The following is a 22,540-nucleotide window of genomic DNA, read 5'->3' as shown; positions in this document are numbered from 1 at the left end:
AGGGGCGGCATGAAACTCAGGAAAACGGTTGTGATGGTCGGCATGATGGGCGCTGGCAAGACCGCCGTGGGGCGTGCTGTCGCGGCCAAGCTTGGGGTCCCGTTTCTTGATTCCGACGCCGAGATCGAAGCGGCTGCCAATATGTCGATTGCCGAGATCTTTGCCCGCGATGGCGAGCCATTTTTCCGTAAGAAAGAGACGCAAGTCATTGAGCGCCTTTTGGAAAATGAGATCGGTATTCTGTCGACCGGCGGCGGCGCTTATCTTGCGGACGGTAATCGCGATATGATTTCCGACAAGGGTGTGGCGATTTGGCTAGATGCGGATCTGAGCCTTTTGTGGGAGCGCGTCCGCCATAAGGACACGCGCCCCTTGTTGCGCACAGCCGATCCATTGGCGACCCTGACCGAGATATTCAACACACGCGTGCCGATCTACGCTCTGGCGGATTTATCGGTCAAAGCGGATCCGGATTTCACCATCGAAGAGATGGCAGACCGCGTGATCGATGCTCTACGCACGCGCCCCGACGTAATAGAGGTTTAGGCAATGCAAACCGTTCATGTGGGCCTTGAAGGCCGTGAGTACGACATTCTGATCGGCCCTGGTTTGCTGGCTCAGTCCGGAGATTTGATCCGCCAGATCAGCGACCGCAAGCGTATGATGATCGTGACGGATGAAAATGTCGCGTCTTTGCATTTGCCCGCCTTGCAGGAAGGTCTGGCCGCGGCGGGGATCGCCTCAGAGGCTTTGGTTTTGCCCGCAGGCGAGGCCACCAAAAGCTGGCCGCATTTTGAGCGCACGGTTGAATGGCTTTTGGCGCAAAAGGTCGAGCGCAAAGATCTTGTGATCGCCTTCGGCGGCGGCGTGATCGGAGACCTTACTGGCTTTGCAGCCGCATCCTTACGACGCGGGGTGGGGTTTGTTCAGATCCCGACCTCTCTGTTGGCGCAGGTTGACAGTTCGGTGGGTGGCAAGACCGGAATCAATGCTCCGCAGGGCAAGAACCTGATCGGTGCGTTCCACCAGCCATCGCTGGTTCTGGCGGATGTGGATGTGCTTAAGGCGCTGACACCACGTGACTTTCTGGCAGGCTACGGCGAAGTCGTGAAATATGGACTGCTGGGCGATGCCGCGTTCTTTGAGTGGCTCGAAGAGAATGGCCCGAAGCTGGCGGCAGGGGACGAAGAGGCGCGGATTTACGCGGTCAAACGCTCTTGCGAGATGAAAGCCGAGATCGTCATGCGCGATGAGACCGAGCAGGGCGACCGTGCGCTCTTGAACCTTGGCCATACCTTCTGTCACGCGCTTGAGGCTGCAACCGGCTATTCGGATCGTCTTTTGCATGGCGAAGGCGTCGCCATCGGCTGTGCCCTGGCGTTTGAACTCTCTTCGCGCCTTGGCCGGTGTTCGCAAGAAGATCCAAGCCGGGTAAGGACGCATCTTAAAGCGATGGGCATGAAAACCGACCTGACGGATATTCCCGGTGATCTGCCTTCGGCTGAGCATCTTGTGGACCTTATGGGGCAAGACAAAAAGGTCGTCGACGGACAGTTGCGCTTTATTCTCGCGCGCGGCATCGGTCAGGCCTTTGTCACCGCAGATGTGCCACGCGATGCGGTTGTGTCGGTGATCAAGGACGGCCTGGCAGGCTAGGGCCGATTACCAATCGCTCAAGCAACGCACGAGAGCTTAGTCGTAGAAAATTTCGTTGTCGCCAAGATAGACATTGGACGCAGCACAGATGTCGATCGCAATCGGATCGTCGATGATCTCGTCCCCATTGTCGGCCAGCCATCCAGCGGCAAAGACCTGATCGCAGAGCCCTTCTGGTGCAAAGAACTCGGCTTGCATAGAGGCGCCCGGATCGACCTCGTAACCGTCAATCCAGTTGGTAGACCAGCCAGAGCCGTCGTTGGTGTAAAAGCCGATCAGAATATTATTGGCGGTGTCGTTGTAGATCTGGAAATAGCCTTCAGATCCGGTGCCTTGTGCGGAGACTTGGCTTGCCGCGACAAGAAGCGCGGCGGTTGTGAGTGTGCGTTTTAACATTGTGATACCCCGAAAAGAAAAGCCCCCCTGTATTCAGGGAGGCCCAGAACACCTCTTGGTGGTATCATAACTTTTGAGAATCTCAAAAGTTGAAGGGTTTAGAACGGGATCTCGTCGTCCAGATCACGGCTTGGCGCGCTTTGGCCACCACCGCCGCCACCAAAGCTTCCGCCGCCTTGGTCATAACCACCACCGCTGTCATAGCCGCTTCCGCCGCCATAGCCGCCGCCCTGGCCGCCACCGCCAAAGCCGCCGCCACCGCCGCCTTCGCCACGGCCGTCGAGCATTGTCAGTGTAGAGCCAAAGCCCTGCAGCACGACCTCGGTGGAATAGCGATCCTGACCGCTTTGGTCCTGCCATTTGCGGGTCTGCAGCTGGCCTTCGATATAGACCTTGGAGCCTTTGCGGAGGTATTGCTCGGCCACACGTACAAGACCTTCGTTGAAAATCGCGACGGAGTGCCATTCTGTGCGTTCACGACGCTCGCCTGTGTTGCGGTCTTTCCAAGTTTCGGACGTCGCAATGCGCAGGTTACAAACCTTGCCACCGTTCTGGAAATTGCGCACCTCTGGGTCGCGGCCCAGATTACCGATCAGCATTACTTTGTTCAGAGATCCGGCCATATGTTCGCCCCTTTGAGCCCTTTTTTCGTTTGGCATAGGTTACACCATCCACACGCGCGGAACGCCAGCAAAAACGCACCGCTGTGGATAAGTCTTTCGGATTTTCAGAGCATCTTATTCAAATTTGGTTAAGAGGCGCTATGTTAGGTCGATGATGATGAGACGCGCGATATTCTTGGGCTCTGTGGGCTTGGCTGTGATGGCTGGGCCTGTTTTGGCAGGTAGCCATAAAACCAAGAATGGTCTGTCGGCAGCTCAGCTTAAGGTGTTGGACAATCGTGCATCAGAGCAATATCGCGACTCGGTGCGTCTTCAGCCACAGCCCATTTACACGCCCAGCAAATGGGGCGCGCAGCCCTATCGTGGCAACTACACCGGACCCTACCTGGACATGGCGCGTGAGGCCGCCCTTACGCACAACGTGCCCGTTGATCTGTTCCTGCGCCTTGTGCAGCAGGAGAGCAATTGGAACGCCGGCGCTGTATCGCCCAAAGGGGCCTTGGGGCTGGCGCAACTGATGCCTGACACGGCCAAACTCTTGCGCGTGGATGCGCTCGATCCGAAAGAGAACTTAGAGGGTGGCGCGCGGTATCTCTATCAGCAATACCGCCGGTTCAATTCATGGCGTCTGGCTTTGGCCGCCTATAACGCAGGGCCTGAAGCGGTTGAAAAGCACCGTGGTGTGCCGCCCTATAAAGAGACGCAGGATTACGTGAAAGCGATCTGGGGCAGCTGAGGTGCCCAAACAAAAACCGCCGCGCTCGGGAGAGGCGGCGGTTTTGAGTATGTTTGGCAAGACGAACCCTATTCGGCTGCGATCTTAATCACCGGCTTCATGCGCTCGAGTACATCCTCGGCAAGGTGACACTTGACCTGATGGCCATTTGCCATGGTCTGCACCGGCGGCACTTCCTTCTCACACAGACCTCCCGGAACTTCAGATTTCCAACGGCACCGCGTCTGGAATGGGCAACCCGGGGGCGGGTTCATGGCCGATGGGATCTCGCCTTCAAGCACGATGTGCTCTTTCTCGACGCTGGTGTCGGCGATTGGAACGGCTGAAAGCAGCGCCTCGGTGTAGGGGTGATAGGGCGGGTTAAAGACCTGATCGGTCGTGCCCAATTCCACCACATGGCCGAGATACATCACCATCACACGATCAGACAGGTACCGTACGATCGAGAGGTCGTGGCTGATGAACAGAAGCGTGGTTTTGTTTTCACGCTGGATGTCCATCAAAAGATCGGTCACAGCCGCCTGAACCGACACATCAAGTGCCGAGACAGGTTCATCCGCCACAACGATCCGAGCGCCACCTGCGAAGGCGCGGGCAATGCCCACACGTTGCTTCTGACCGCCAGAGAGCTGGCGCGGCATCCGATCTGCAAATGCACGCGGCAGCTTCACCAGATCGAGCAGTTCCAACATGCGTTCGCGACGCTCGGCCTCGGAATCACCGATTTTGAAGATTTCCAGCGCGCGGATGATCTGACGCCCCACCGACATAGAAGGGTTCAGCGTATCAAACGGGTTTTGGAAGACCATCTGAACATCAGCAACGGTGCCGGTGTCCCGATCCTCAATCGCCGTGCTTTCTATGTTTCGGTTATCAAGCAGGATCTGGCCGTCCGTGGCTGTCTCAAGCCCCATCAGAACCTTCGCGAACGTCGACTTACCGCAACCGGATTCACCCACAATCGCGAGGGTTTCAGATTCCCGCGCCTCAAAACTGAGGGTTTCGTTGGCCTTCACAACCTTCTTGTTGCCACCGCCAAAGAGCGCAGATGCCGCGACCTCATAGTATTTCTTGAGGTTGTCCATCTTCAGAACCACATTGCCAGGTTCTGCCTTGGCCTTCTGCTCACCTACTTCCGGCGGCGCGGCCCAGTCGATCTCTTTGAACTTCAGACAACGTGTGGAGTGGCGATCATGGCCTTCCACGTCTTCCATTAAGATATCCTGCGCGTCACAGCGGCCTTCTTCAAAATAGTTGCAGCGCGGGCCAAAGTTACAGCCCGGAGGCCGTTCGTGGGGCAGGGGGAAGTTCCCTGGGATTGCCACCAGCGGGCGGCTTTCCTTGTCGGCACCCGGCAGTGGAATAGAGCGGAACAGCGCCTGCGTATAAGGGTGCTGCATCTTGTCAAAAACGTCTTCAATCGAGCCACGCTCGACCGCCTCACCGGAATACATCACGCAAAGCCGGTCGCAGGTTTCCAGAACCAGACCAAGGTTATGGGAAATAAACAGCATCGAGGTGCCGTATTTCTTGCCCAGATCTTTGACCAGCTCCACAACCGCGGCCTCAACGGTCACGTCGAGCGCTGTGGTAGGCTCGTCCAATATGAGTAGCGCCGGTTTGGACATCAGCGCCATCGCGATCACGATCCGCTGCTGCTGACCACCGGAAAGCTGATGCGGGAAGGAATTCAGCATCCGCTCGGGGTCTGGCAGGCGCACATCTGTGACGACTTCCAGCGCCCGCGCATAGGCTTCTTTCTCCGACACGCCCTCGTGGATCATCGGCACTTCCATCAGCTGCTTGCCGATCTTCATCGCCGGGTTCAGCGAGGCCATCGGTTCCTGATAGATCATCGCGATCTCATTGCCGCGCACATCACGCAGCTCTTCGTCGCTCATCTCGCTCAAATCACGGCCCTTGAACTTGATCGAGCCGCCAACGATGCGGCCGTTCTTGCCCAAATCCTGCATGACGCCCAAAGCCACGGTGGATTTACCGCAGCCAGATTCTCCAACAAGGCCAACGGCTTCGCCCGGTTGCACGGTCACTGAAAAGTCCATCACCGCAGGAATTTCACGCAGACGGGTGAAGAAAGAAATCGAGAGCTTGTCGATTTCTAGAATTGGACCGTCATAGTCTTCCATCTTACTCATTTTTATCTCCCTGGTTAGAGCATTAGGCCCCATGGGCTTTCTCTTGCTCTAAATATCTCGGGGGTCCGGGGGCTGGCCCCCGAACCATGATTGCTTAGTCGCGGAGGCTCTCTTCGCGCAGACCATCGGCCAGAAGGTTCAGACCCAGAACCAGCGTTAGCAGGGCGAACGCAGGGGGCAGAACCGGATGCACATAAAGCTGCATCAGTTTACGGCCGTCGTTGATGGTTGTGCCCCAGTCCGGGCTCTCTGGTGGCAGGCCAAGGCCAAAGAAGCCCAAGGTGCCAAGCAGGATGGTCGTGTACCCAATCCGCAGACAGAAATCGACGATCAGCGGGCCACGTGCGTTGGGCAGGATCTCCCACAGCATGATGTACCACGGACCTTCGCCCCGGGTTTGCGCCGCCGCCACATAGTCGCGCGTCTGGATGTCCAGCGCGAGGCCACGGACGATCCGGAACACGGTGATCGAGTTCACAAAAGCCACCGAGACAAACACCACTAGGAAGCCTGACGAGATGTCAAAGAGGTCCAAAGTGGACGGTAGAACATTAATGGCAGACCCTTTGGCCGAAACGAGGCAGAGGTAGAACCAGAACATCAGGCCCACAACCGCGATCAAAAGCGGCGTGCGCAGGCGTGGACGGGTATAGAACCGTGAGTTTAGCAAGACCGCCACAAAGATGATCGGGAAGATGAACAGGACCACCGCCAAATAGTTCGGGACGCCGATCGCCACGATCTCTGGTGTCACCAAGAGGTAGAACAACAGGATCACAGGGAAGGCCAGAACCAGGTTCGCGAGGAACGATAGGAAGGTGTCGAGACGCCCGCCAAAGTAACCTGCTGGCAGACCTAGCGTGATGCCGACCATGAAGGCGAAAAGCGTCGCTGGCGGCGCGATGGTGATCACGATCCAGCTGCCTTCGACCACGCGGCTAAAGACGTCACGCGCGAGGTTGTCACCGCCCAAGAGGTAGTAAGGATAGTCGCCTTCCTCGATACCGCGCAACGGTGTGCCAGGCCCCTTGTTCTTCATGCCAGAGACCTGAGCCAGTTCGTCATGCGTGGTGATCATGTCAAACACGCCAGCAAAGACCGCCGTATAGACCCAGAACATCACGATGCCAAAACCGATCATGCCGACGGTGCTGTCAAAAAGCTTGCCGTAAAGGCCCAGCTTGCGCTTGTAGACGATCGAAATCAGGAAGGTCGCCAAAAGCGAGATCCAGACCGGCGAAAGCTGCGCTGCAAGTGCGCCGACGATGCCGACAGTGCCCAATGGGGTGAACATGCCAGCAACGATATAGACAACGATCAGGGCGAGAAGGGCCAGCAATGCATAGCGCACAGCCATGCCAATCATCGCGTTTGGCCCGCGGTCGCGAATGATGGTGCCGTCTGCGAGAATACGGTCGTTGACCGCAGGCAAGGCATAGGCGCCGACCACCTGAATGGCGACGAGGATCAAAAAGATCACCAGCACCACAGAGAAGATCGGATCAATGAAGGCTCCGAAAGGGCCTGTCCAGGTTAATGGTTCCATAATCAGGCCTCCTTACGAAATACGGATACGTGGGTTGAGATAGACATAGCCGATGTCCGATATTAGCTGCGTCAAGAGAACGACGACCACCGAGACGACCGAAACCGCCAAGAGCACGTCGATGTCGTTGTTGCCTGCCGCATTCACCAGCTGCCAGCCGAACCCTTTGTAGTTAAAGAGGTTCTCAACGATCACCACGCCATTAAGCAGCCACGGCACCTGCAGCATGATCACGGTAAACGGCGCGATCAGAGCGTTGCGAAGCGCGTGTTTGATGACCACATTGCGGAAGTTCACACCCTTCAGGCGCGCGGTCCGGATATATTGCGCCGTCATGACTTCAGCCATAGAGGCCCGCGTCATCCGCGCGATATAGCCCATTCCGTAAAGCGCAATGGTCAGAACCGGCAGGAAGAAGTTCTCAAAGGTCGGCGTTTCCATCGCTTTGGCGGCCGTGCCTTTAAAGAGCGTCTTACCTTCGATCAGACCCATCTCGGCGAGCCAGGGGCTCAGACCATAACGGGAAGAGGCGAGGAAGACGATAAAGATGACACCAGACACATATTCTGGCGTCGCGGTAGAAAGGATCGAGACGGTAGAGAGGCTTCGGTCAAGCTTGCTGCCTTCGCGCATGCCGGCCAAGACCCCGATAATCAGAGCCGAAGGTACCATCAGTACCATCACCCACCACATCAGATAGCCGGTATTTGCAAGCCGTGTACCTAAAACGTCAGCCACAGGCGCCTTGGCAACCGTGGACCAACCCCAGTCCCCTTGAAGAATACCGCAATAATTTGGGACTTCTTCGGTGGTCATGCCCGGGCGGACACATTTACCAAGAGGCACGCCGTCTTTTTCTGTCAAATAGCCCGGCGCAAGACCGACCCATTCCAGATACTTCCGAGGCGTGGATTGCAAATAGCCGCGATCTTCGAGGAAACTCGCAACGGCCTCATCCGACATCCTGAAGTTACCCTGCGTTTTCGCAAGCTTCTCCAGGTTGGGATAGAGGTTCGTCATGAAGAACACGATATAGGTGAGGCAGAGTGCTGTAAGCAGCATCACGCCAAACCGTCTTAGAATGAAAAGTCCCATATCTTCTCCGCTTTGCCGTTACCGAAAAACAAGGCTTGGTCACTCGTTAACCAATTGACAAAAACACAAAGCGGCTGCCGCCGGGGCCGCGAAAAGGCGGACTCCCAGAGTGACTGGATTGAACATGAATTTCTCCCCGGCCATATATGGCTCTAGCTTTCGTTTTGCCGCGACTCCGGGTGCGTGTCAGGCGCACCATCCGCCACAGTCTTTCGTTTAGGTGAGACTATTCGGCCTGATAAATGACCATCCGTCAATGGACGGGATCGTCATAATCGACCCAAAAACGACATGCATGTCGAAAACTGGCGTTTTTAGAAAGATACCGCGCAGAAAGCTAACTTAGGGTTAAGCTGCCTGCAAGTGTCTGAAATTGTTCCTCAAATTGCTCGGCGTTGTGCCGCAGTGCTGCTGAATGAAGCGCGTAAAGTAGGCAGCGCTGCCAAATCCCAACGATTCGGCGATCGCCTTGATGGAAAGGTCACTGTTCTCCAATTCCATGCGGGCCTTGTAGAGCACGCATTGGGATAGGACATCAGCCGCAGTGATTCCGCTGGTCTGGCGACAGACACGCGCCAGATGGGTTGGCGTAACGTCGAGCATCTGAGCAAAATCGGCCATGGAATGGCCTTCGCTAAAGCGCTCTGCGGCCAGATCATGGAACTTTTCCACCAGCCGTTCGGCCGCTTTAGGGCGTTTGGGTTCATATTGCTCGCGCATCTCGCGGCGCAGCCAAATGGACAAGAGCTGGGCATGCGCCTGCAGGACTTCGCCTTGCAGCGGGCGATCCTTTTCGATCTCGCGCCGCATGTCGTCAATCAGGGCAGTCAGCTCGCTCTGAGCCTGAGGCTCCATAATGCGCAGTTGCTGACAACGATCGGGGAAATTCGCGGCTTCGGCGTCTTTGATGGCCACCGCAAGACCCAAAGCTCCGCGGCCCAGTTCAATCGACCAAAGCTGGCCGTTGGGCACATAAATCGCGTGATAGGTGCTAAAGCCACGGCGATGCCCATGCAGGTTCACAACACCCTGACCGCGCGTGGTCCAGATCAGCAACCCGCCCTGTTGCGGATGCATAAGCTCCAACGTCCATGACGCGGATTGACCCAATTGAGCCAGTGTCATCACTTGAACCGGTTGTGACATGCCTGCGCGTCCCCTCATCTTACGTACTGGTCAAACAAATTGTTCGATTTGTTACAATCAGTGCGCCCCACGGATTTCAGCTTACGCGAGCTAAATTTAAAAAAAAGTTTTAAATTGAAGGATTATCTATCCGTACGGATAGGTAGGTGGCATTTTTCCCAATGAGACATGCGGCTTTTGAACCATGTACGCTGCCGCTTGGCATACTGTCGTGTTAAGATTGTCGTCAATTCTCGTGCACGATCCAGAGACAATTCCCCTAGAACGTGGCGGATTAGTTCCGAAGCGCCAATAGTCTTGGCGCTTGGGGCCTTGGGATCCCATGTTTTTAGATTCGCGCGGGCCTCATCCAGCGCGCCCGCTTTGATCATCAAATCGAACCTTTGTTCGATGCGCGCATTCAGCCAGTCTTTCTCGGCCATCATCAAGGTCGTAACATATTGATCTTTATTCAATAATGGAGGTGGGGTTTGGTCTTGCCAGTCCCAGATATGCCTTCCGGTTGCGCGTAAAACCTCCCAGGCACGCTGAACGCGCATTGGGTTTTGCACATCGATCCGGCGGAGCGTTTCTTCGTCCAATTCATCCCGCAGGGATTCAAACCCTTCGGCCTTAACACGCAAGTTTGCCTCTTCTCGGGTGGCGTCAGGCGTTGCTGGGATCTCGGCAAGGCCTTCTGTGAGGGCCGTAAAATAAAGGCCAGTGCCGCCAACAATGATGGCGCGTTCGGAGGCTAGGATTGGCTTTATCTCTCGTAGCCAATGGCCGACAGAATAGGCTTGATCGCCCGAAATATGCCCGTAGAGGCGGTGCGGGGCTGCGGCTTCGTCCTCAGCATTGGGTCGCGCAGAGAGGATCGGCCAATTGTCATAAATCTGTAAGGCGTCCGCATTGACGATGACACCCCCTTGTTTGGCAGCAATCTCAAGCGCCAAAGCTGATTTGCCGCTGGCGGTGGGCCCTGCAATCAAGACGTGTTTGTCCGAGGGGATTTTACTGAGATCGATCACTGCCAAAGGCCTTTGCTGCGTTTTTGCGTCCAAAGCGTCAGATTCTCTGACATCGCGCATTGAACCTGCGCCGCTTTTCCGACATCTTGCGCACAATTTAAATGTTTGCGTGAACGGAGTGCAACATGAGCGAGGCAGCCCCTGAATCTGAGACCACCTATAAACGCGTGATGCTCAAAATATCTGGGGAAGCCCTAATGGGGGATCAAGGGTTCGGCCTGCATCCACCGACTGTTCAACGGATCGCCCAAGAGGTGAAGGCGGTTCACGATCTGGGCGTCGAGATTTGTCTGGTCATCGGCGGCGGCAATATCTTCCGTGGTCTTTCGGGATCCGCCCAGGGGATGGAACGCACCACGGCTGACTATATGGGCATGTTGGCCACGGTCATGAACGCGCTTGGTATGCAGTCCGCTTTGGAAGAAATCGGCGTCTTTACCCGCGTGATCTCGGCGATCCGCATGGACGAGGTCGCGGAACCCTACATCCGCCGCCGCGCTGTGCGTCACTTGGAAAAGAAACGCGTCTGTATCTTCGCAGCTGGCACCGGCAACCCATATTTCACCACAGATACAGCCGCGACCCTGCGCGCCAATGAGATGGCTTGCGAAGCGATCCTCATGGGCAAGAACGGCGTTGATGGCGTTTATGACAAAGACCCAGCAGAGCATGACGACGCCGTGCGCTATGATGCAATCAGCTATGACGAAGTGTTGTCCAAACGTCTGAAGGTCATGGATGCCTCGGCGATTGCTTTGGCGCGGGACAACAATTTGCCTCTGATTGTCTTTGGTCTGGATGAGCCCGGCGGGTTCAAGGGGATCATGGCCGGTCAAGGCACCTATACAAAGGTCAGCTAAACCTCGTAAGCTGATCAAAACCATCGGGACGGCACGGGCCTCCCCAAAAGCAAGAGTATTCGCATGTCCGACGATTTTGAACTCGACACCGACGACCTGACGCGCCGCATGGATGGCGCGATGACCAATCTGAAAACCGAATTTGCATCTTTGCGCACGGGCCGTGCCTCGGCCTCGATGCTTGAGCCTGTGCAAGTGGATGCCTATGGGTCCATGACGCCGATCAACCAGGTGGGTACCGTCAACGTGCCAGAGCCTCGGATGGTGACGATCAACGTCTGGGACAAGGCGCTTGTCGGCAAAGTGGAAAAGGCGATCCGGGAATCCGGACTTGGGATCAACCCCCAGCTTAATGGTACAATCATCATGCTGCCGATCCCTGAGCTCAACGAAGAACGTCGTCGCGAGCTGGGCAAAGTGGCCGGTCAATATGCCGAGAACGCGCGGGTCTCGATCCGTAATGTGCGCCGCGACGGAATGGATCAGATTAAGAAGGCCAAAGGGGACGGGATGTCTGAGGACGACCAGAAGCTTTGGGAAGGCGAAGTGCAGGAAATGACCGATGCTTACATCAAGAAGGTCGACGAAGCGCTGGCCACCAAACAAGAAGAGATCATGCAGGTCTAAGTGACGAGTAGGGCGGTTATGGCCAAAGACACTCCGGTTCAAAACACGCCCGATCACGTGGCCATCATTATGGATGGCAATGGTCGCTGGGCTCAGAGCCGGGGGCGTCCTCGGCTGTTTGGGCACCATGCCGGTGCGCGCCGAGTGAAAGAAATCGTGCGCACCTGTAAGGATCTCGATATCGGCTATCTGACCATCTATGCGTTTTCGACCGAGAACTGGAAACGCACCCAGTCCGAAGTGGCCGGGCTGATGACGCTCTTTCGTCAGTACATCAAACGCGAGGCCAAGGCCTTGAAAGAAGAGGGCGTTTGCGTGCGTTTTATTGGCGACCGCATGCGGCTGGATAAAAAGTTGCAGGGGCTGATGAACGAGCTCGAAGAGGTCACTAAGGGCAATACCGTCGTCAATCTGACCATCGCCATCAACTACGGTGGCCGCGACGAGGTGGCGCGCGCGACACAGCAACTGGCGCAGGATGTGGCGGACGGTAAGCTCGACCCCAAGACCGTGAACGAGGACACGCTGTCCTCCTATCTGGATACCCATGTGTTGCCCGATCCCGATCTGGTCATTCGCACCAGTGGCGAAGCGCGAATTTCGAATTTCCTTCTGTGGCAGTCTGCCTATTCGGAATATGAATTCGTCGACACGCTCTGGCCGGATTTCTCGAAAGAAGAATTCACCAAAGTGATTTCCAAATTCGGCGAGCGCAACCGTCGGTTCGGCGCGGTTTCCGCATGAGTTCTGGCAACTGGGGAGACCTGCGTACGCGCGTACTGTCCGCGATCGTGATGCTTGGAATTGGGGCAGGGGCGATCGCGACCGGGGGCCTTGCCTATGTTGCTTTGATCACGCTGGCGGTTGCTGGGATGAACTGGGAACTGTCGCGGATGATCGTGCCGGGCAAGGCATGGCTGGCGGTTGTCGTGGGCGTTGCCTCGGCGTCTGTTTTGATTGCGAGCGTTTTCGCGGCGCCTCGGCCGTTGATTGAAGCTGCTATACTGCCGGGTCTCGTCGGTGCGCTTTTTGCGGCCAAGGATCGGGTGATCTTTGGCGTCTACGCGAGCCTTGTGGTGATTTCAGGCCTCGGGTTGCTCATGCTTTATGACGCGCAGGGTATTTTCCTTGTGGTCTGGCTGATTTGCGTGGTCGTGGCCACCGATGTGGCAGGGTATTTCGCGGGCAAAGCCATTGGTGGCAAGAAATTCTGGCCCAGCATCAGCCCTAAAAAGACATGGGCTGGCATCCTTGCGGGCTGGGCGGCGGCTGCAGTCGTCGGCGGTCTTATGGGCGGAGAAGAGCTCGCAGCGATCAGCGTCTTCATGTCCTTTGCCAGCCAGCTTGGCGACATTGCCGAAAGCGCTATCAAGCGTCGGTCTGGTGTCAAAGACAGCTCGAACCTGATCCCCGGTCATGGCGGGCTTTTGGACCGGTTCGACGGGCTGATTGCCGCCAATCTTGTGGTGTTGATCGCACTTCTTACGCTTGGCTTGTAAGGCCAGAGCGTCTAAAGCATCCGCAACAGGGTAAGGGGATCCATGCGACGCGTTTCTATCTTTGGGGCGACCGGCTCGATTGGGCAAAACACGCTGGATCTGATCCGTCGCGACCGCGCGGGCTATGATGTTGTGGCTCTGACGGGCGGTGCGAATATTCCGCAATTGGCGCATGACGCGATAGATCTGGGTGCCGAGATTGCGGTCACGGCCTATCCCAACCGCCTCGAAGATCTGCGCGCGGCACTCTCTGGCACAGGCATCGAGGCCGCCGCTGGCAGCGAGGCGATTGCCGAGGCCGCGGCCCGCCCTGCGGATTGGGTGATGTCGGCCATTGTTGGCGCCGCGGGTCTTGAGCCCGGATTGATCGCCATGTCCACCGGTGCAACGCTGGCTTTGGCCAATAAGGAAAGCCTCGTGACCGCAGGCGATCTTGTCCACCGCACTGCCTCTAAGCATGACGCGAAAATCCTGCCGGTGGATAGCGAACATTCCGCCGTTTTTCAGGGCCTCATTGGCGAAGACATCGCCTCTGTTGAGCGCATCACAATCACCGCGTCTGGCGGCGCTTTCCGCGATTGGCCGCTGGAAGAGATGGCCAAAGCCACCCCAGAACAGGCCGCCAAACATCCCAACTGGGACATGGGCCAACGCATCACGATAGACTCCGCCTCTATGTTCAATAAAGCCCTAGAGGTCATTGAAACAAAAGAATTCTTTGGCGTCGCGCCGCGTCAAATCGAAGTGTTGGTCCACCCGGAATCCCTCGTGCACGCGCTGGTTGGCTTCAATGACGGAGCCCTCATGGCCCACGTCGGCCCGCCCGATATGCGTCACGCCATTGGCTTTGCGCTGCACTACCCAGATCGCAAAGACCTACCTGTCGAACGCCTCGATCTGGCGCGTATCGGTCAACTCACGTTCAAAGCCCCCAATCCTGACCGCTATCCGGCCCTTAGGCTCGCCTGGGACGTTATGGAGATCGGTGGCATGGCAGGGTGCATTTTCAATGCCGCCAAGGAAAAGGCGCTGGATGCCTTCATCGACCACCAGATCGGTTTTCTGGATATGGCGGATGTGGTAGAGGCGACGCTGAATAAATTGGCCGCCGACAGCTGCCTTATTAATGCCGAAATGACCCTTGATACGGTCAAGCAAACGGACCATCTCGCACGTAAGACTGCGACCGAGATCATTGCGACGAGGGGATAGACCTTGGATCTGACAACACTTCTGCCGTCCTTTGGGTCGAGCCTCTGGGCGATTGTGTTTTTCATCATTGCTCTGTCGATCATCGTGGCGATCCATGAATATGGGCACTACATCGTCGGACGCTGGTCGGGCATCCATGCTGAGGTGTTTTCCTTGGGCTTTGGGCCTGTCCTTTATTCCACTCATGACAAACGCGGCACGAAGTGGCAGATCGCGGCGATCCCTTTGGGGGGCTATGTGCGTTTTAAAGGTGATGCCAATGCGGCCTCTGGCCCGAACGGAGAGCTGATTTCCTCGCTGTCGCCCGAAGAGCTGCGTACGACTATGCACGGTGCGCCGCTTTGGGCGCGTTCGGCGACCGTCGCTGCAGGGCCGATCTTTAACTTTATTCTGTCGATCCTGATCTTCGCGGGCGTGATCTTCAGCCAAGGCGTTGTGGGCGATAAACTGATCGTGGGCGATCTGCGCGCGCTGCCGAATGCCGAGTATGCGCTTAAAGCAGGCGATGAGGTGCTCGCGATTGAGGGTGTGCCCTTTCCTGATGGCACAGATGCAGAGGCCTCTGAGTCTTTCCTAGAGTTGCTGCCACGCACACCCTATCTGGATTACACTGTATTGCGGAACGGCGACCAGATGACTGTCACCGGACCATACTTCTATCCACCTTTGATCGTTGAACTGGCTGCGCGTGGCGCCGCGATGGACATCGGGATGGCCTCTGGTGACGTGATCACGGCGATTGACGGGCAAGAAATATATGCGTTCCGCGATCTGAAAGAAGCCGTCGAGGGCGGAAATGGCGAACCACTGAAACTGGATGTGTGGCGCGATGGTCAGATGCTCGATTTCGTGCTTGTTCCACGCCGTGTGGACGAGCCGCTTGCAGAGGGCGGGTTTCAGACCCAATGGCGCATCGGCATCGCCGGTGGAGTGGCGTTTGACCCAGCACGAGAAACGCCCGGTGTGGGCGAGGCGTTTTCCGCGGCGGTCAATCAGACAGGACGTATTATCGAAGGCTCGATCTCGGGTCTTTATCACATGATCACCGGCGCGATTTCGAGCTGTAACCTCTCGGGACCGGTCGGAATTGCACAGACCTCAGGTGCGATGGCGAGCCAAGGTGCAGACAACTTCATATGGTTTATTGCCGTTTTGTCCACCGCAATTGGCCTCTTGAACCTGTTCCCGATCCCGGTGCTGGATGGAGGCCACCTGATGTTCCACGCCTATGAGGCAGTCAGCGGCCGCCCTCCAAGTGACCGCGTGGCGCGTGTTCTGATGTCGATCGGTCTGGCGATCGTCCTCAGCCTCATGGTCTTTGGCCTGACGAACGATTTATTCTGCCCTTAATTCAAAATTTACGGGTCCTGCCCAATTCTTGCCCCATTTAGCGGGCAAGAAGGTTTCTGAAATCAAATGCGAGAGAAACCATGCAGACGATCAGTAACGGATATCAGGCTCTTGGCGTCCTTTGGGCGGTGAACTGGGAACGCTTCTTGTTTCCTGCCGTGATGCTCGCGTGCCTGAGCGTATGGCACTATGTCGGATCCCAAGGGTTCTTCTGGCACTAAATTAACCCATTTGTTGAGCTTGGAGCGCGGTTGCCATAGCAATCCGCGCCCTTTTGCATATATGTCTTTAGGTCCGAAACAATCCCCAATGCGCTTTTGACATTGTCCCCGCGAACAAGTACTCAGTTACGGTCTGGGAATGTCTGTCGGGATGAGGATTTATGAGCAGTAATTTCAGAGGGAAAGCGCCCTCTAATGCGGTAGAGTTGTCCAAGCCGCGTCACCTGTTGTTCGCGATTTCTCTATTAATTTCAATGCTTTTTGTGCTGCTGCCAGCTGTGTCAAACGCGCAAAGCTTTAATTTGAATGCCATTTCCGTCGAAGGAAACAACCGCATCGATGACAGCGCCGTCATCGGTTACGCGGGAATCGCTCCGGGTCAGGTGCTGTCTGGGGGCGATCTGAACGAAGCCTATCAGAACATCCTTGCGTCTGGCTTGTTTGAGAGCGTTGAGTTCACGCCGCGCGGTAATACGCTGGTGATATCCGTAGTCGAATACCCAACCATCAATATCATCAGTTTTGAGGGTAATCGCCGTCTTAAGGATGATGCGCTGTCCCAGGCCATCTCGTCCCAGTCTCGTCGTGTTTTCAACCCTTCCACCGCTGAGCGCGATGCCGTTGCAATCGCCGAGGCCTATGCTGCTCAGGGTCGGATTGCGGCCCGCGTGACACCACGTATCATTCGCCGGTCTGACAACCGCGTCGATCTGGTGTTTGAAATATTCGAAGGCTCGCTGGCGGAAATCGAACGTCTGGGCTTTGTCGGCAACCGTCAATTCAGCGACCGCCGCCTGCGTCGTGTTCTGGCGACAAAACAGGCTGGTATCCTGCGTCAGTTCTTCCGCAGCGACACTCTGGTTGAGGACCGGATCGAGTTTGACAAGCAGGTTCTGCGCGATTTCTATCAGTCCCGTGGCTATGTGGATTTCCGTGTCACCGGCGTGAACGCCGAGCTGGCCAGCGAGCGTGACGGCTATTTCATTACATTCAACGTCGAAGAGGGGCAGCAGTTCACCTTTGGCGAGATCACCACAGTATCCAACATCGACGATGCAGATGCCGAAGAATACCAAGACACGCTACGGATCCGTCCAGGCGTTGTGTACTCTCCGTCCTTGGTGGAAAGCTCGATTGCGCGACTGGAACGTCTGGCCAACCGTCAGGGTCTGGATTTCGTGCGGATCGAGCCGCGTATTTCTCGTAATGATCGTGACCTCAGCCTTGATGTTGAGTTCGTCGTCGACCGTGGTCCTCGCATCTTTATCGAGCGCATCGATATTGAGGGCAATACCACGACCTTGGACCGGGTTGTCCGTCAACAGTTCAATGTGGTCGAAGGCGATCCGTTTAACCCGCGCGAGATCCGTGAATCTGCGGAACGTATTCGGGCACTGGGCTTCTTTGCCAATTCCGAAGTGAATGCGCGAGAAGGCTCGCGTCCGGATCAGGTGATCGTGGATGTGGATGTCGAGGAACAGAACACGGGCTCTCTGAGCTTCGGTGGTACCTATTCCACCGACAGCGGTTTTGGTCTGGTGGCTGGCTTCAAGGAACGCAACTTCCTTGGGCGTGGTCAGGAACTTGCGGTTGATATCTCAACCTCACCGGATGTGAACAACTATCAGCTCTCGTTCACCGAACCTCGGTTCCTGGGGCGCAATGTGGCAGTTGGTTTTGCTTTGGCCTATCAGGATGTATCGATTGCGGATGCGCGTTACACCAACACGGTCGGCTCGTTTAAGCCTTTCGTCGGCTTCCAGTTGGGCGAACGCAGCACGATGCAGTTGCGATATAGCTACGAAAACGTGGAAATGACGGTGCCAACAGCCTCCTTGATCGCGGGCTCTGTGATTGATTCAGAAGCAGCTGTAGGCACGCAACTAGGCAGCGGTATTGGTTATACGTACCAATATGACTCGCGCGTTGGCGGCTTGAATCCAGATGCGGGTGTGTTGTTTGAATTGTCTCAAGATTTCTATGGTCTGGGCGGGGATATCGAATATCTAAAGACCACCGCCAAAACCATTGCACAGCGTAAGATCCTGCAGGGTGAAGTTACTCTGAGAGCGACTCTCGAAGGTGGTGCAATTATTGCACCAAACAATGACACTCGGGTTCACAACCGGTTTGCGCTGAGCTCTTCGCAGATTCGTGGCTTTGAACCCTTGGGCATCGGGCCTCGGGATCAGGTCGGTGCGGCAGATGACGGTCTTGGCGGCAAATACTATGCCGTCGCGCGGTTTGACGCTGAGTTCCCAATTGGTTTGCCAGAGGAATATGGTATCTCGGGCGGCTTGTTCTATGACATCGGCTCTCTGTGGGATACCGATGGCAGCCTGACCAATGTGGTCGGCAATGACTTCTCGTTGCGCCAGACGGTGGGTGTGTCGCTCTTCTGGGATACCCCGATTGGTCCGTTGCGGTTCAACTTCTCTAAAGCGCTGCAAAAAGAGGCCTTTGACAAGGAGCAGACCTTTAACCTGACCCTACGGACAGAGTTCTAAACGTGTCTTTCTTGCGCAAGTTTGCGTGCTTCGTGGCGGTCTTGATCGGGGCCGCCACAAGTGTTTCGGCCCAAAGCTCGAGCGATCTGCCGCGTATTGTTACCAGTCCGATCCTGGTGATCCAGTCAGACCGGTTGTACGCAGAATCCGATTTCGGCAAACGGGTGGCGCAGGAACGGGATGATGCGATCGCGGCGCTTGAGGCGGAAAATGAGCGTGTTGCCACTGAGTTGGAAGAAGAAGAGCGTGTGCTGACAGAACAGCGCAAAACCATGCCGTCCGCTGATTTCAGGGCCGCGGCGGATGCCTTTGATGCCAAGGCTCAGGCGGCCCGAGAGGCTCAGATCAACAAACAGCGTGAGATTGCGCAAAATGCTGAAGACGAGCGCCAACGCTTCATAAAGTCGCTTAATCCGGTGTTGGAGCAAATCTTGGCTGAGTCCAACGCGTTGATCATTCTGGAACGTCGCACAGCCTTTGCTGTGCGCGATGTTCTGGACGTGACGGATCGTGCGTTGTTTCAAGCCAACCGCATTCTGGGCGACGGCACCGAAGCCCCAGAGCAATAGTGCGAAACAACCTGTGACTTGCCCTAACAGTGCCAGATTGTTAGGGGTTTTCAGGAACCGCACTGACTTATTGCAGGACAAAATATGACCGAGCTCAAAAGCGCCGATATCCATCTGATCCAACGTCTTATCCCACATCGCTACCCGTTTCTGCTGGTGGACAAAGTGGTCGATATCGATGGCTATCAATCCGCGAAGGGCATCAAGAATGTCACCATGAACGAGCCGCATTTCCAGGGTCATTTCCCAGGCAACCCGATCATGCCGGGCGTGACGATCATCGAAGCCATGGCGCAGACTGCGGCGATTATGGTAGGTACCGAGCTGGGGCTCGAAGACAAGAACATGCAGGTCTATTTCATGGCCATCGACAAATGCAAATTCCGCCGCATGGTGGTGCCGGGCGATGTGCTGGAAATGAAACTGCAAACCACGCGCGGCAAGCCCGGTGGCAAGGTGTGGAAATTCGCAGGCGTGGCCGAAGTCGAGGGTGAAATGGCCGCAGAAGCCGAGTTCACCGCGATGATGGAAATGCCGAAAGCCTGAACCATGACAATTTCCCCAAAGGCCAATATTCATCCCTCTGCCGTGATCGAAGACGGCGCCGTCATCGCTGAGGGCTGCCAGGTCGGTCCCTTCTGTATGGTTGGCCCTCAGGTCGTTTTGAAGGCTGGCGTGGTACTGAAATCCCATGTCGTTGTGACAGGGGACACTAAGGTTGGCGAAGAAACGGTGATCTTTCCTTTCTCGGTCATCGGGGAAATTCCGCAGGATTTGAAGTACAAGGACGCAACCAGCAAGCTGGTCATCGGCAAACGCAACCGCATTCGCGAGGCTGTCACCATGAATGGTGGCTCCAAAGGCGGTGTCGGCGTGACCAAGGTTGGCGACGACGGGTTCTTTATGAACGGTTGCCACGTGGCGCATGATGCGCAGATCGGGAACAATGTGGTCCTTGTGAACTCGGTTGCTGTCGCGGGGCACTGTATCATCGAAGATAATGTGATCGTCGGAGGCCTTTCGGGCGTGCATCAGTTCGTCCGCATCGGCAAAGGTGCGATCATTGGTGCTCTGACCATGGTAACCAATGATGTGATCCCCTATGGCCTTGTTCAGGGACCGCGCGGGCAGCTTGATGGGTTGAACCTTGTGGGCCTCAAACGCCGTGGCGTTGCGCGTGAGGACATCACTGCGCTCAGGGCGGCCTTTCAGATGCTGGCACAGGGAGAGGGCTCTTTCATGGAGCGCAGTGAGCGTTTGGGCGAAGAGACCGACAGTCCTTATGTGAAGGACATTGTTGAGTTTGTGTTGGCCAAAAGCGACCGATCATTCTTGACGCCGCGCTAAAACATGGAGCGTTTGGCGATCATTGCAGGGTCAGGCGCACTGCCAGTGGAGCTGGCCGAGGACCACACTAAGGCCGTTCTGGTGAGCCTTGCAGGTATGTCGCACGATCTGCCTCAGACGCGCGAGCACCATTTTGAGAAACTCGGTGGCTTGTTCGCGGATCTTAAGGCGCAGGGCGTGAACGAGGTGGTTTTTGCCGGGGGTATGTCACGACCTGATCTTGATCCGGCGAATTTTGATCCCTTTATGGCCGAAACAGCACCTCGTCTGATGGCGGCTTTCCAGCAGGGGGATGATCATCTCCTGCGCCTGATTATGACGCTGTTTGAAGAACAGGGGCTCGCAATCCGCGGCGCGCATGAGCTGCTGCCTGAGGCGAAGGCTCCGCGAGGCTTGGTCACAGGGCCAACACCCAGCGATCAAAATCTTGCAGATGCCGCGCGCGGTGCTGAAATCTTGGCAACCCTTTCGCCGCTTGATTTAGGGCAGGGCTGCGTTGTGGCCTCTGGCCTCTGTCTGGGTATTGAGACGCTTCAAGGCACCGATGCGTTGCTGGATTTTGTGGCTCGGACCCCCGCGCATCTGCATCGCTCAGCGGGTGTCTTTATCAAAGCGCCCAAGGTCGGGCAGGACCTGCGCGTTGACATGCCCGCTATTGGTCCAGAGACCGTTAAACATGTTGCAGAGGCTGGCCTTGCAGGGATCGCTCTGGCGGCTGAACGCGTGCTGATTTTGGACCGTGTGCGGACCCTTGGGCTGGCGGCCTCTCTGGGTGTGTTCATCTATGGGCTGGAGGAGATCTAGGTGAAGGTCTACCTCATTGCCGGAGAACTGTCAGGCGACCGTCTTGGCGCGTCTTTGATGGCGGGGCTTAAGACGCTTTATGACGTAGAAATAGAGTTTCGCGGGGTCGGCGGGCCTTTGATGGCGGATGAAGGGCTGAACAGTCAGTTCCCGATGAACGAGCTGTCGGTCATGGGCATTGCCGAGGTTCTGCCAAAGTACTTCCACCTGAAACGCCGTATTCGCGAATGTGCTGACGCCGTGTTGGCTTGGCAGCCCGATCTTATGATCACCATCGACAGTCCGGATTTCTGCCTTCGCGTCGCAAATTTGGTGCGCGAGGCTAGTGATATTCGCACGGTGCACTATGTGGCGCCTTCTGTCTGGGCATGGCGTCCGAAACGAGCGGCCAAGATGGCGAAGCATATCGATCAGGTTCTGGCGCTCTTGCCGTTTGAGCCGCCCTATATGAAAGCCGAGGGGATGCGTTGCGATTTTGTTGGGCATCCAGTGGTGAACGAGCCTTTGGCCGATGCGGCCGATGTGGATGCATTTCGGGCATCTCTGGACGGTGCGGCAGAGGATCCGGTCGTTCTGGTTTTGCCCGGCAGTCGGCGGTCTGAAGTCACACGCCTGTTGCCGGTGTTTATCGACGTCATGGAACGGCTCAATCAGGAACGCCCCGAGCTGCGGTTTGTGTTGCCTGTGGCGGGGCCTGTCGCGGATCTGGTGCGCGAGATGATCAAGGATATGGCTTCGCCGCCGGTCCTCATCGATCCCTCTGGTCTCTCTTCCCAAGAGGCTCTGATGCGCAAGCGGGCGGGGTTTCAAGCGGCAGATGTCGCGCTGGCGGCGTCCGGTACTGTGTCGCTTGAACTGGCGGCTGCAGGCACGCCTATGATCATCGCTTACGATGTAAGCTGGCTGTCACGTCAGATATTCAAGCGCATGCTTAAGATCGACACGGTAACCCTGGTTAATCTGGTCAGCGAGACGCGCGTTGTGCCCGAATTTATCGCTGAGAATTGCCAACCTGAGGCGATCACAGAGGGTGTGCTAAAGTTGTTGCAGGCTCCGCAAGAGCAAGCCGAGGCCCTGGAGCTTACGATGAAGCGACTCGGACGCGGAGACCAAGATCCCGGCTTGCGGGCTGCGAAAGCCGTGCTTGATGGGCTTTCGACGCCGAAATCTACTTAAAATT

23 protein-coding genes are annotated in these 22,540 nt (G+C 56.4%); 16 read left to right on the top strand and 7 right to left on the bottom strand.

Going from position 1 to position 22,540, the window contains the following annotated elements; translation table 11 throughout:
- Positions 1-9 precede the first annotated feature (9 nt).
- Positions 10-546: a shikimate kinase gene (locus HZ995_RS15350; protein WP_209356524.1), complete on the top strand. Its 537-nt coding sequence runs from the start codon at positions 10-12 to the stop codon at positions 544-546.
- A gap of 3 nt (positions 547-549) precedes the next feature.
- A complete protein-coding gene (aroB, locus tag HZ995_RS15345) occupies positions 550-1,656 on the top strand; it encodes a 3-dehydroquinate synthase (protein WP_209356523.1) in 1,107 nt (368 codons plus the stop codon).
- A 36-nt stretch (positions 1,657-1,692) separates the two neighbouring features.
- On the opposite strand, the gene HZ995_RS15340 is transcribed toward aroB, so the two are convergent.
- Both HZ995_RS15340 and HZ995_RS15335 read right to left on the bottom strand, forming a co-directional pair.
- Positions 1,693-2,052 (bottom strand): hypothetical protein, encoded by a 360-nt coding sequence (locus HZ995_RS15340; RefSeq protein ID WP_209356522.1) that lies wholly within the window; start codon positions 2,050-2,052, stop codon positions 1,693-1,695.
- Between the two features lie 98 nt (positions 2,053-2,150).
- Positions 2,151-2,675 (bottom strand): single-stranded DNA-binding protein, encoded by a 525-nt coding sequence (locus tag HZ995_RS15335; RefSeq protein ID WP_209356521.1) that lies wholly within the window; start codon positions 2,673-2,675, stop codon positions 2,151-2,153.
- Between the two features lie 157 nt (positions 2,676-2,832).
- Between HZ995_RS15335 and HZ995_RS15330 the strand changes: the two genes are divergently transcribed.
- Positions 2,833-3,411 carry a lytic transglycosylase domain-containing protein gene (locus HZ995_RS15330; RefSeq protein WP_432417995.1) on the top strand — a complete coding sequence of 193 codons (579 nt, stop codon included), beginning with the start codon at positions 2,833-2,835 and terminating at the stop codon, positions 3,409-3,411.
- Between the two features lie 68 nt (positions 3,412-3,479).
- Here the strand turns inward: HZ995_RS15330 and HZ995_RS15325 are convergent, their stop codons facing one another.
- The 5 genes from HZ995_RS15325 to miaA form a co-directional block, all read right to left on the bottom strand.
- Entirely contained in the window at positions 3,480-5,567 is a 2,088-nt protein-coding gene (locus tag HZ995_RS15325; protein WP_209356520.1) for a dipeptide ABC transporter ATP-binding protein, read from the bottom strand.
- Positions 5,568-5,661: 94 nt separating this feature from the next.
- Positions 5,662-7,113 (bottom strand): ABC transporter permease, encoded by a 1,452-nt coding sequence (locus HZ995_RS15320; protein ID WP_209356519.1) that lies wholly within the window; start codon positions 7,111-7,113, stop codon positions 5,662-5,664.
- A gap of 12 nt (positions 7,114-7,125) precedes the next feature.
- Positions 7,126-8,208 (bottom strand): ABC transporter permease, encoded by a 1,083-nt coding sequence (locus tag HZ995_RS15315; RefSeq protein WP_209356518.1) that lies wholly within the window; start codon positions 8,206-8,208, stop codon positions 7,126-7,128.
- 348 nt (positions 8,209-8,556) lie between these two features.
- Positions 8,557-9,354 carry a helix-turn-helix transcriptional regulator gene (locus tag HZ995_RS15310; protein ID WP_209356517.1) on the bottom strand — a complete coding sequence of 266 codons (798 nt, stop codon included), beginning with the start codon at positions 9,352-9,354 and terminating at the stop codon, positions 8,557-8,559.
- Positions 9,355-9,476: 122 nt separating this feature from the next.
- On the bottom strand, positions 9,477-10,424 hold the full coding sequence (gene miaA, locus HZ995_RS15305; RefSeq protein ID WP_209356516.1) for a tRNA (adenosine(37)-N6)-dimethylallyltransferase MiaA: 948 nt from the start codon (positions 10,422-10,424) through the stop codon (positions 9,477-9,479).
- 65 nt (positions 10,425-10,489) lie between these two features.
- Between miaA and pyrH the strand changes: the two genes are divergently transcribed.
- The 13 genes from pyrH (at position 10,490) to lpxB (ending at position 22,536) form a co-directional block, all read left to right on the top strand.
- Complete coding sequence (gene pyrH / locus HZ995_RS15300; protein WP_209356515.1) at positions 10,490-11,224, top strand: UMP kinase; 735 nt, start codon at positions 10,490-10,492, stop codon at positions 11,222-11,224.
- A 63-nt stretch (positions 11,225-11,287) separates the two neighbouring features.
- Positions 11,288-11,851, top strand: coding sequence for a ribosome recycling factor (gene frr / locus HZ995_RS15295; protein WP_209356514.1), 564 nt, complete (start codon positions 11,288-11,290; stop codon positions 11,849-11,851).
- Positions 11,852-11,869: 18 nt separating this feature from the next.
- Complete coding sequence (locus HZ995_RS15290; RefSeq protein WP_209356513.1) at positions 11,870-12,595, top strand: isoprenyl transferase; 726 nt, start codon at positions 11,870-11,872, stop codon at positions 12,593-12,595.
- The gene (locus HZ995_RS15285) at positions 12,592-13,350 is read left to right on the top strand and encodes a phosphatidate cytidylyltransferase (protein WP_209356512.1); all 759 of its coding nucleotides are present in this window, start codon (positions 12,592-12,594) and stop codon (positions 13,348-13,350) included. The genes HZ995_RS15290 and HZ995_RS15285 overlap by 4 nt, the downstream gene beginning before the upstream one ends.
- Positions 13,351-13,392: 42 nt before the next feature.
- Positions 13,393-14,562, top strand: a complete 1,170-nt coding sequence (gene dxr, locus HZ995_RS15280; RefSeq protein WP_209356511.1) for a 1-deoxy-D-xylulose-5-phosphate reductoisomerase — start codon at positions 13,393-13,395, stop codon at positions 14,560-14,562.
- 3 nt (positions 14,563-14,565) lie between these two features.
- Positions 14,566-15,912 carry an RIP metalloprotease RseP gene (gene rseP, locus HZ995_RS15275; RefSeq protein ID WP_209356510.1) on the top strand — a complete coding sequence of 449 codons (1,347 nt, stop codon included), beginning with the start codon at positions 14,566-14,568 and terminating at the stop codon, positions 15,910-15,912.
- A gap of 80 nt (positions 15,913-15,992) precedes the next feature.
- Complete coding sequence (locus tag HZ995_RS15270; protein WP_209356509.1) at positions 15,993-16,133, top strand: hypothetical protein; 141 nt, start codon at positions 15,993-15,995, stop codon at positions 16,131-16,133.
- A gap of 161 nt (positions 16,134-16,294) precedes the next feature.
- Complete coding sequence (bamA, locus tag HZ995_RS15265; protein ID WP_209356508.1) at positions 16,295-18,640, top strand: outer membrane protein assembly factor BamA; 2,346 nt, start codon at positions 16,295-16,297, stop codon at positions 18,638-18,640.
- Positions 18,641-18,672: 32 nt separating this feature from the next.
- Positions 18,673-19,209, top strand: a complete 537-nt coding sequence (locus HZ995_RS15260) for an OmpH family outer membrane protein (protein ID WP_209356507.1) — start codon at positions 18,673-18,675, stop codon at positions 19,207-19,209.
- 84 nt (positions 19,210-19,293) lie between these two features.
- Positions 19,294-19,755 carry a 3-hydroxyacyl-ACP dehydratase FabZ gene (gene fabZ, locus HZ995_RS15255; protein WP_209356506.1) on the top strand — a complete coding sequence of 154 codons (462 nt, stop codon included), beginning with the start codon at positions 19,294-19,296 and terminating at the stop codon, positions 19,753-19,755.
- A gap of 3 nt (positions 19,756-19,758) precedes the next feature.
- On the top strand, positions 19,759-20,556 hold the full coding sequence (gene lpxA, locus HZ995_RS15250; protein WP_209356505.1) for an acyl-ACP--UDP-N-acetylglucosamine O-acyltransferase: 798 nt from the start codon (positions 19,759-19,761) through the stop codon (positions 20,554-20,556).
- 3 nt (positions 20,557-20,559) lie between these two features.
- Complete coding sequence (locus HZ995_RS15245; RefSeq protein WP_209356504.1) at positions 20,560-21,360, top strand: LpxI family protein; 801 nt, start codon at positions 20,560-20,562, stop codon at positions 21,358-21,360.
- Positions 21,361-22,536, top strand: a complete 1,176-nt coding sequence (gene lpxB / locus HZ995_RS15240) for a lipid-A-disaccharide synthase (protein WP_209356503.1) — start codon at positions 21,361-21,363, stop codon at positions 22,534-22,536.
- The last annotated feature ends 4 nt before the right edge of the window (positions 22,537-22,540 follow it).

Source organism: Cognatishimia activa, from assembly GCF_017798205.1.
Classification (GTDB): domain Bacteria; phylum Pseudomonadota; class Alphaproteobacteria; order Rhodobacterales; family Rhodobacteraceae; genus Cognatishimia; species Cognatishimia activa_A.
This window is presented reverse-complemented; position numbering and strand designations above follow the sequence as displayed.

Bases quoted from the DNA above. Each gene is read 5' to 3' on its own strand.
- frr (WP_209356514.1), top strand. From the start codon at position 11,288: ATGTCCGACGATTTTGAACTCGACACCGACGACCTGACGCGCCGCATG.
- HZ995_RS15320 (WP_209356519.1), bottom strand. From the start codon at position 7,113: ATGGAACCATTAACCTGGACAGGCCCTTTCGGAGCCTTCATTGATCCG.
- HZ995_RS15310 (WP_209356517.1), bottom strand. From the start codon at position 9,354: ATGTCACAACCGGTTCAAGTGATGACACTGGCTCAATTGGGTCAATCC.
- HZ995_RS15315 (WP_209356518.1), bottom strand. From the start codon at position 8,208: ATGGGACTTTTCATTCTAAGACGGTTTGGCGTGATGCTGCTTACAGCA.
- HZ995_RS15350 (WP_209356524.1), top strand. From the start codon at position 10: ATGAAACTCAGGAAAACGGTTGTGATGGTCGGCATGATGGGCGCTGGC.
- pyrH (WP_209356515.1), top strand. From the start codon at position 10,490: ATGAGCGAGGCAGCCCCTGAATCTGAGACCACCTATAAACGCGTGATG.
- HZ995_RS15285 (WP_209356512.1), top strand. From the start codon at position 12,592: ATGAGTTCTGGCAACTGGGGAGACCTGCGTACGCGCGTACTGTCCGCG.
- lpxA (WP_209356505.1), top strand. From the start codon at position 19,759: ATGACAATTTCCCCAAAGGCCAATATTCATCCCTCTGCCGTGATCGAA.
- HZ995_RS15290 (WP_209356513.1), top strand. From the start codon at position 11,870: ATGGCCAAAGACACTCCGGTTCAAAACACGCCCGATCACGTGGCCATC.
- HZ995_RS15270 (WP_209356509.1), top strand. From the start codon at position 15,993: ATGCAGACGATCAGTAACGGATATCAGGCTCTTGGCGTCCTTTGGGCG.
- dxr (WP_209356511.1), top strand. From the start codon at position 13,393: ATGCGACGCGTTTCTATCTTTGGGGCGACCGGCTCGATTGGGCAAAAC.
- HZ995_RS15330 (WP_432417995.1), top strand. From the start codon at position 2,833: ATGAGACGCGCGATATTCTTGGGCTCTGTGGGCTTGGCTGTGATGGCT.
- HZ995_RS15245 (WP_209356504.1), top strand. From the start codon at position 20,560: ATGGAGCGTTTGGCGATCATTGCAGGGTCAGGCGCACTGCCAGTGGAG.
- HZ995_RS15325 (WP_209356520.1), bottom strand. From the start codon at position 5,567: ATGAGTAAGATGGAAGACTATGACGGTCCAATTCTAGAAATCGACAAG.
- aroB (WP_209356523.1), top strand. From the start codon at position 550: ATGCAAACCGTTCATGTGGGCCTTGAAGGCCGTGAGTACGACATTCTG.
- HZ995_RS15340 (WP_209356522.1), bottom strand. From the start codon at position 2,052: ATGTTAAAACGCACACTCACAACCGCCGCGCTTCTTGTCGCGGCAAGC.
- fabZ (WP_209356506.1), top strand. From the start codon at position 19,294: ATGACCGAGCTCAAAAGCGCCGATATCCATCTGATCCAACGTCTTATC.
- miaA (WP_209356516.1), bottom strand. From the start codon at position 10,424: ATGCGCGATGTCAGAGAATCTGACGCTTTGGACGCAAAAACGCAGCAA.
- bamA (WP_209356508.1), top strand. From the start codon at position 16,295: ATGAGCAGTAATTTCAGAGGGAAAGCGCCCTCTAATGCGGTAGAGTTG.
- HZ995_RS15335 (WP_209356521.1), bottom strand. From the start codon at position 2,675: ATGGCCGGATCTCTGAACAAAGTAATGCTGATCGGTAATCTGGGCCGC.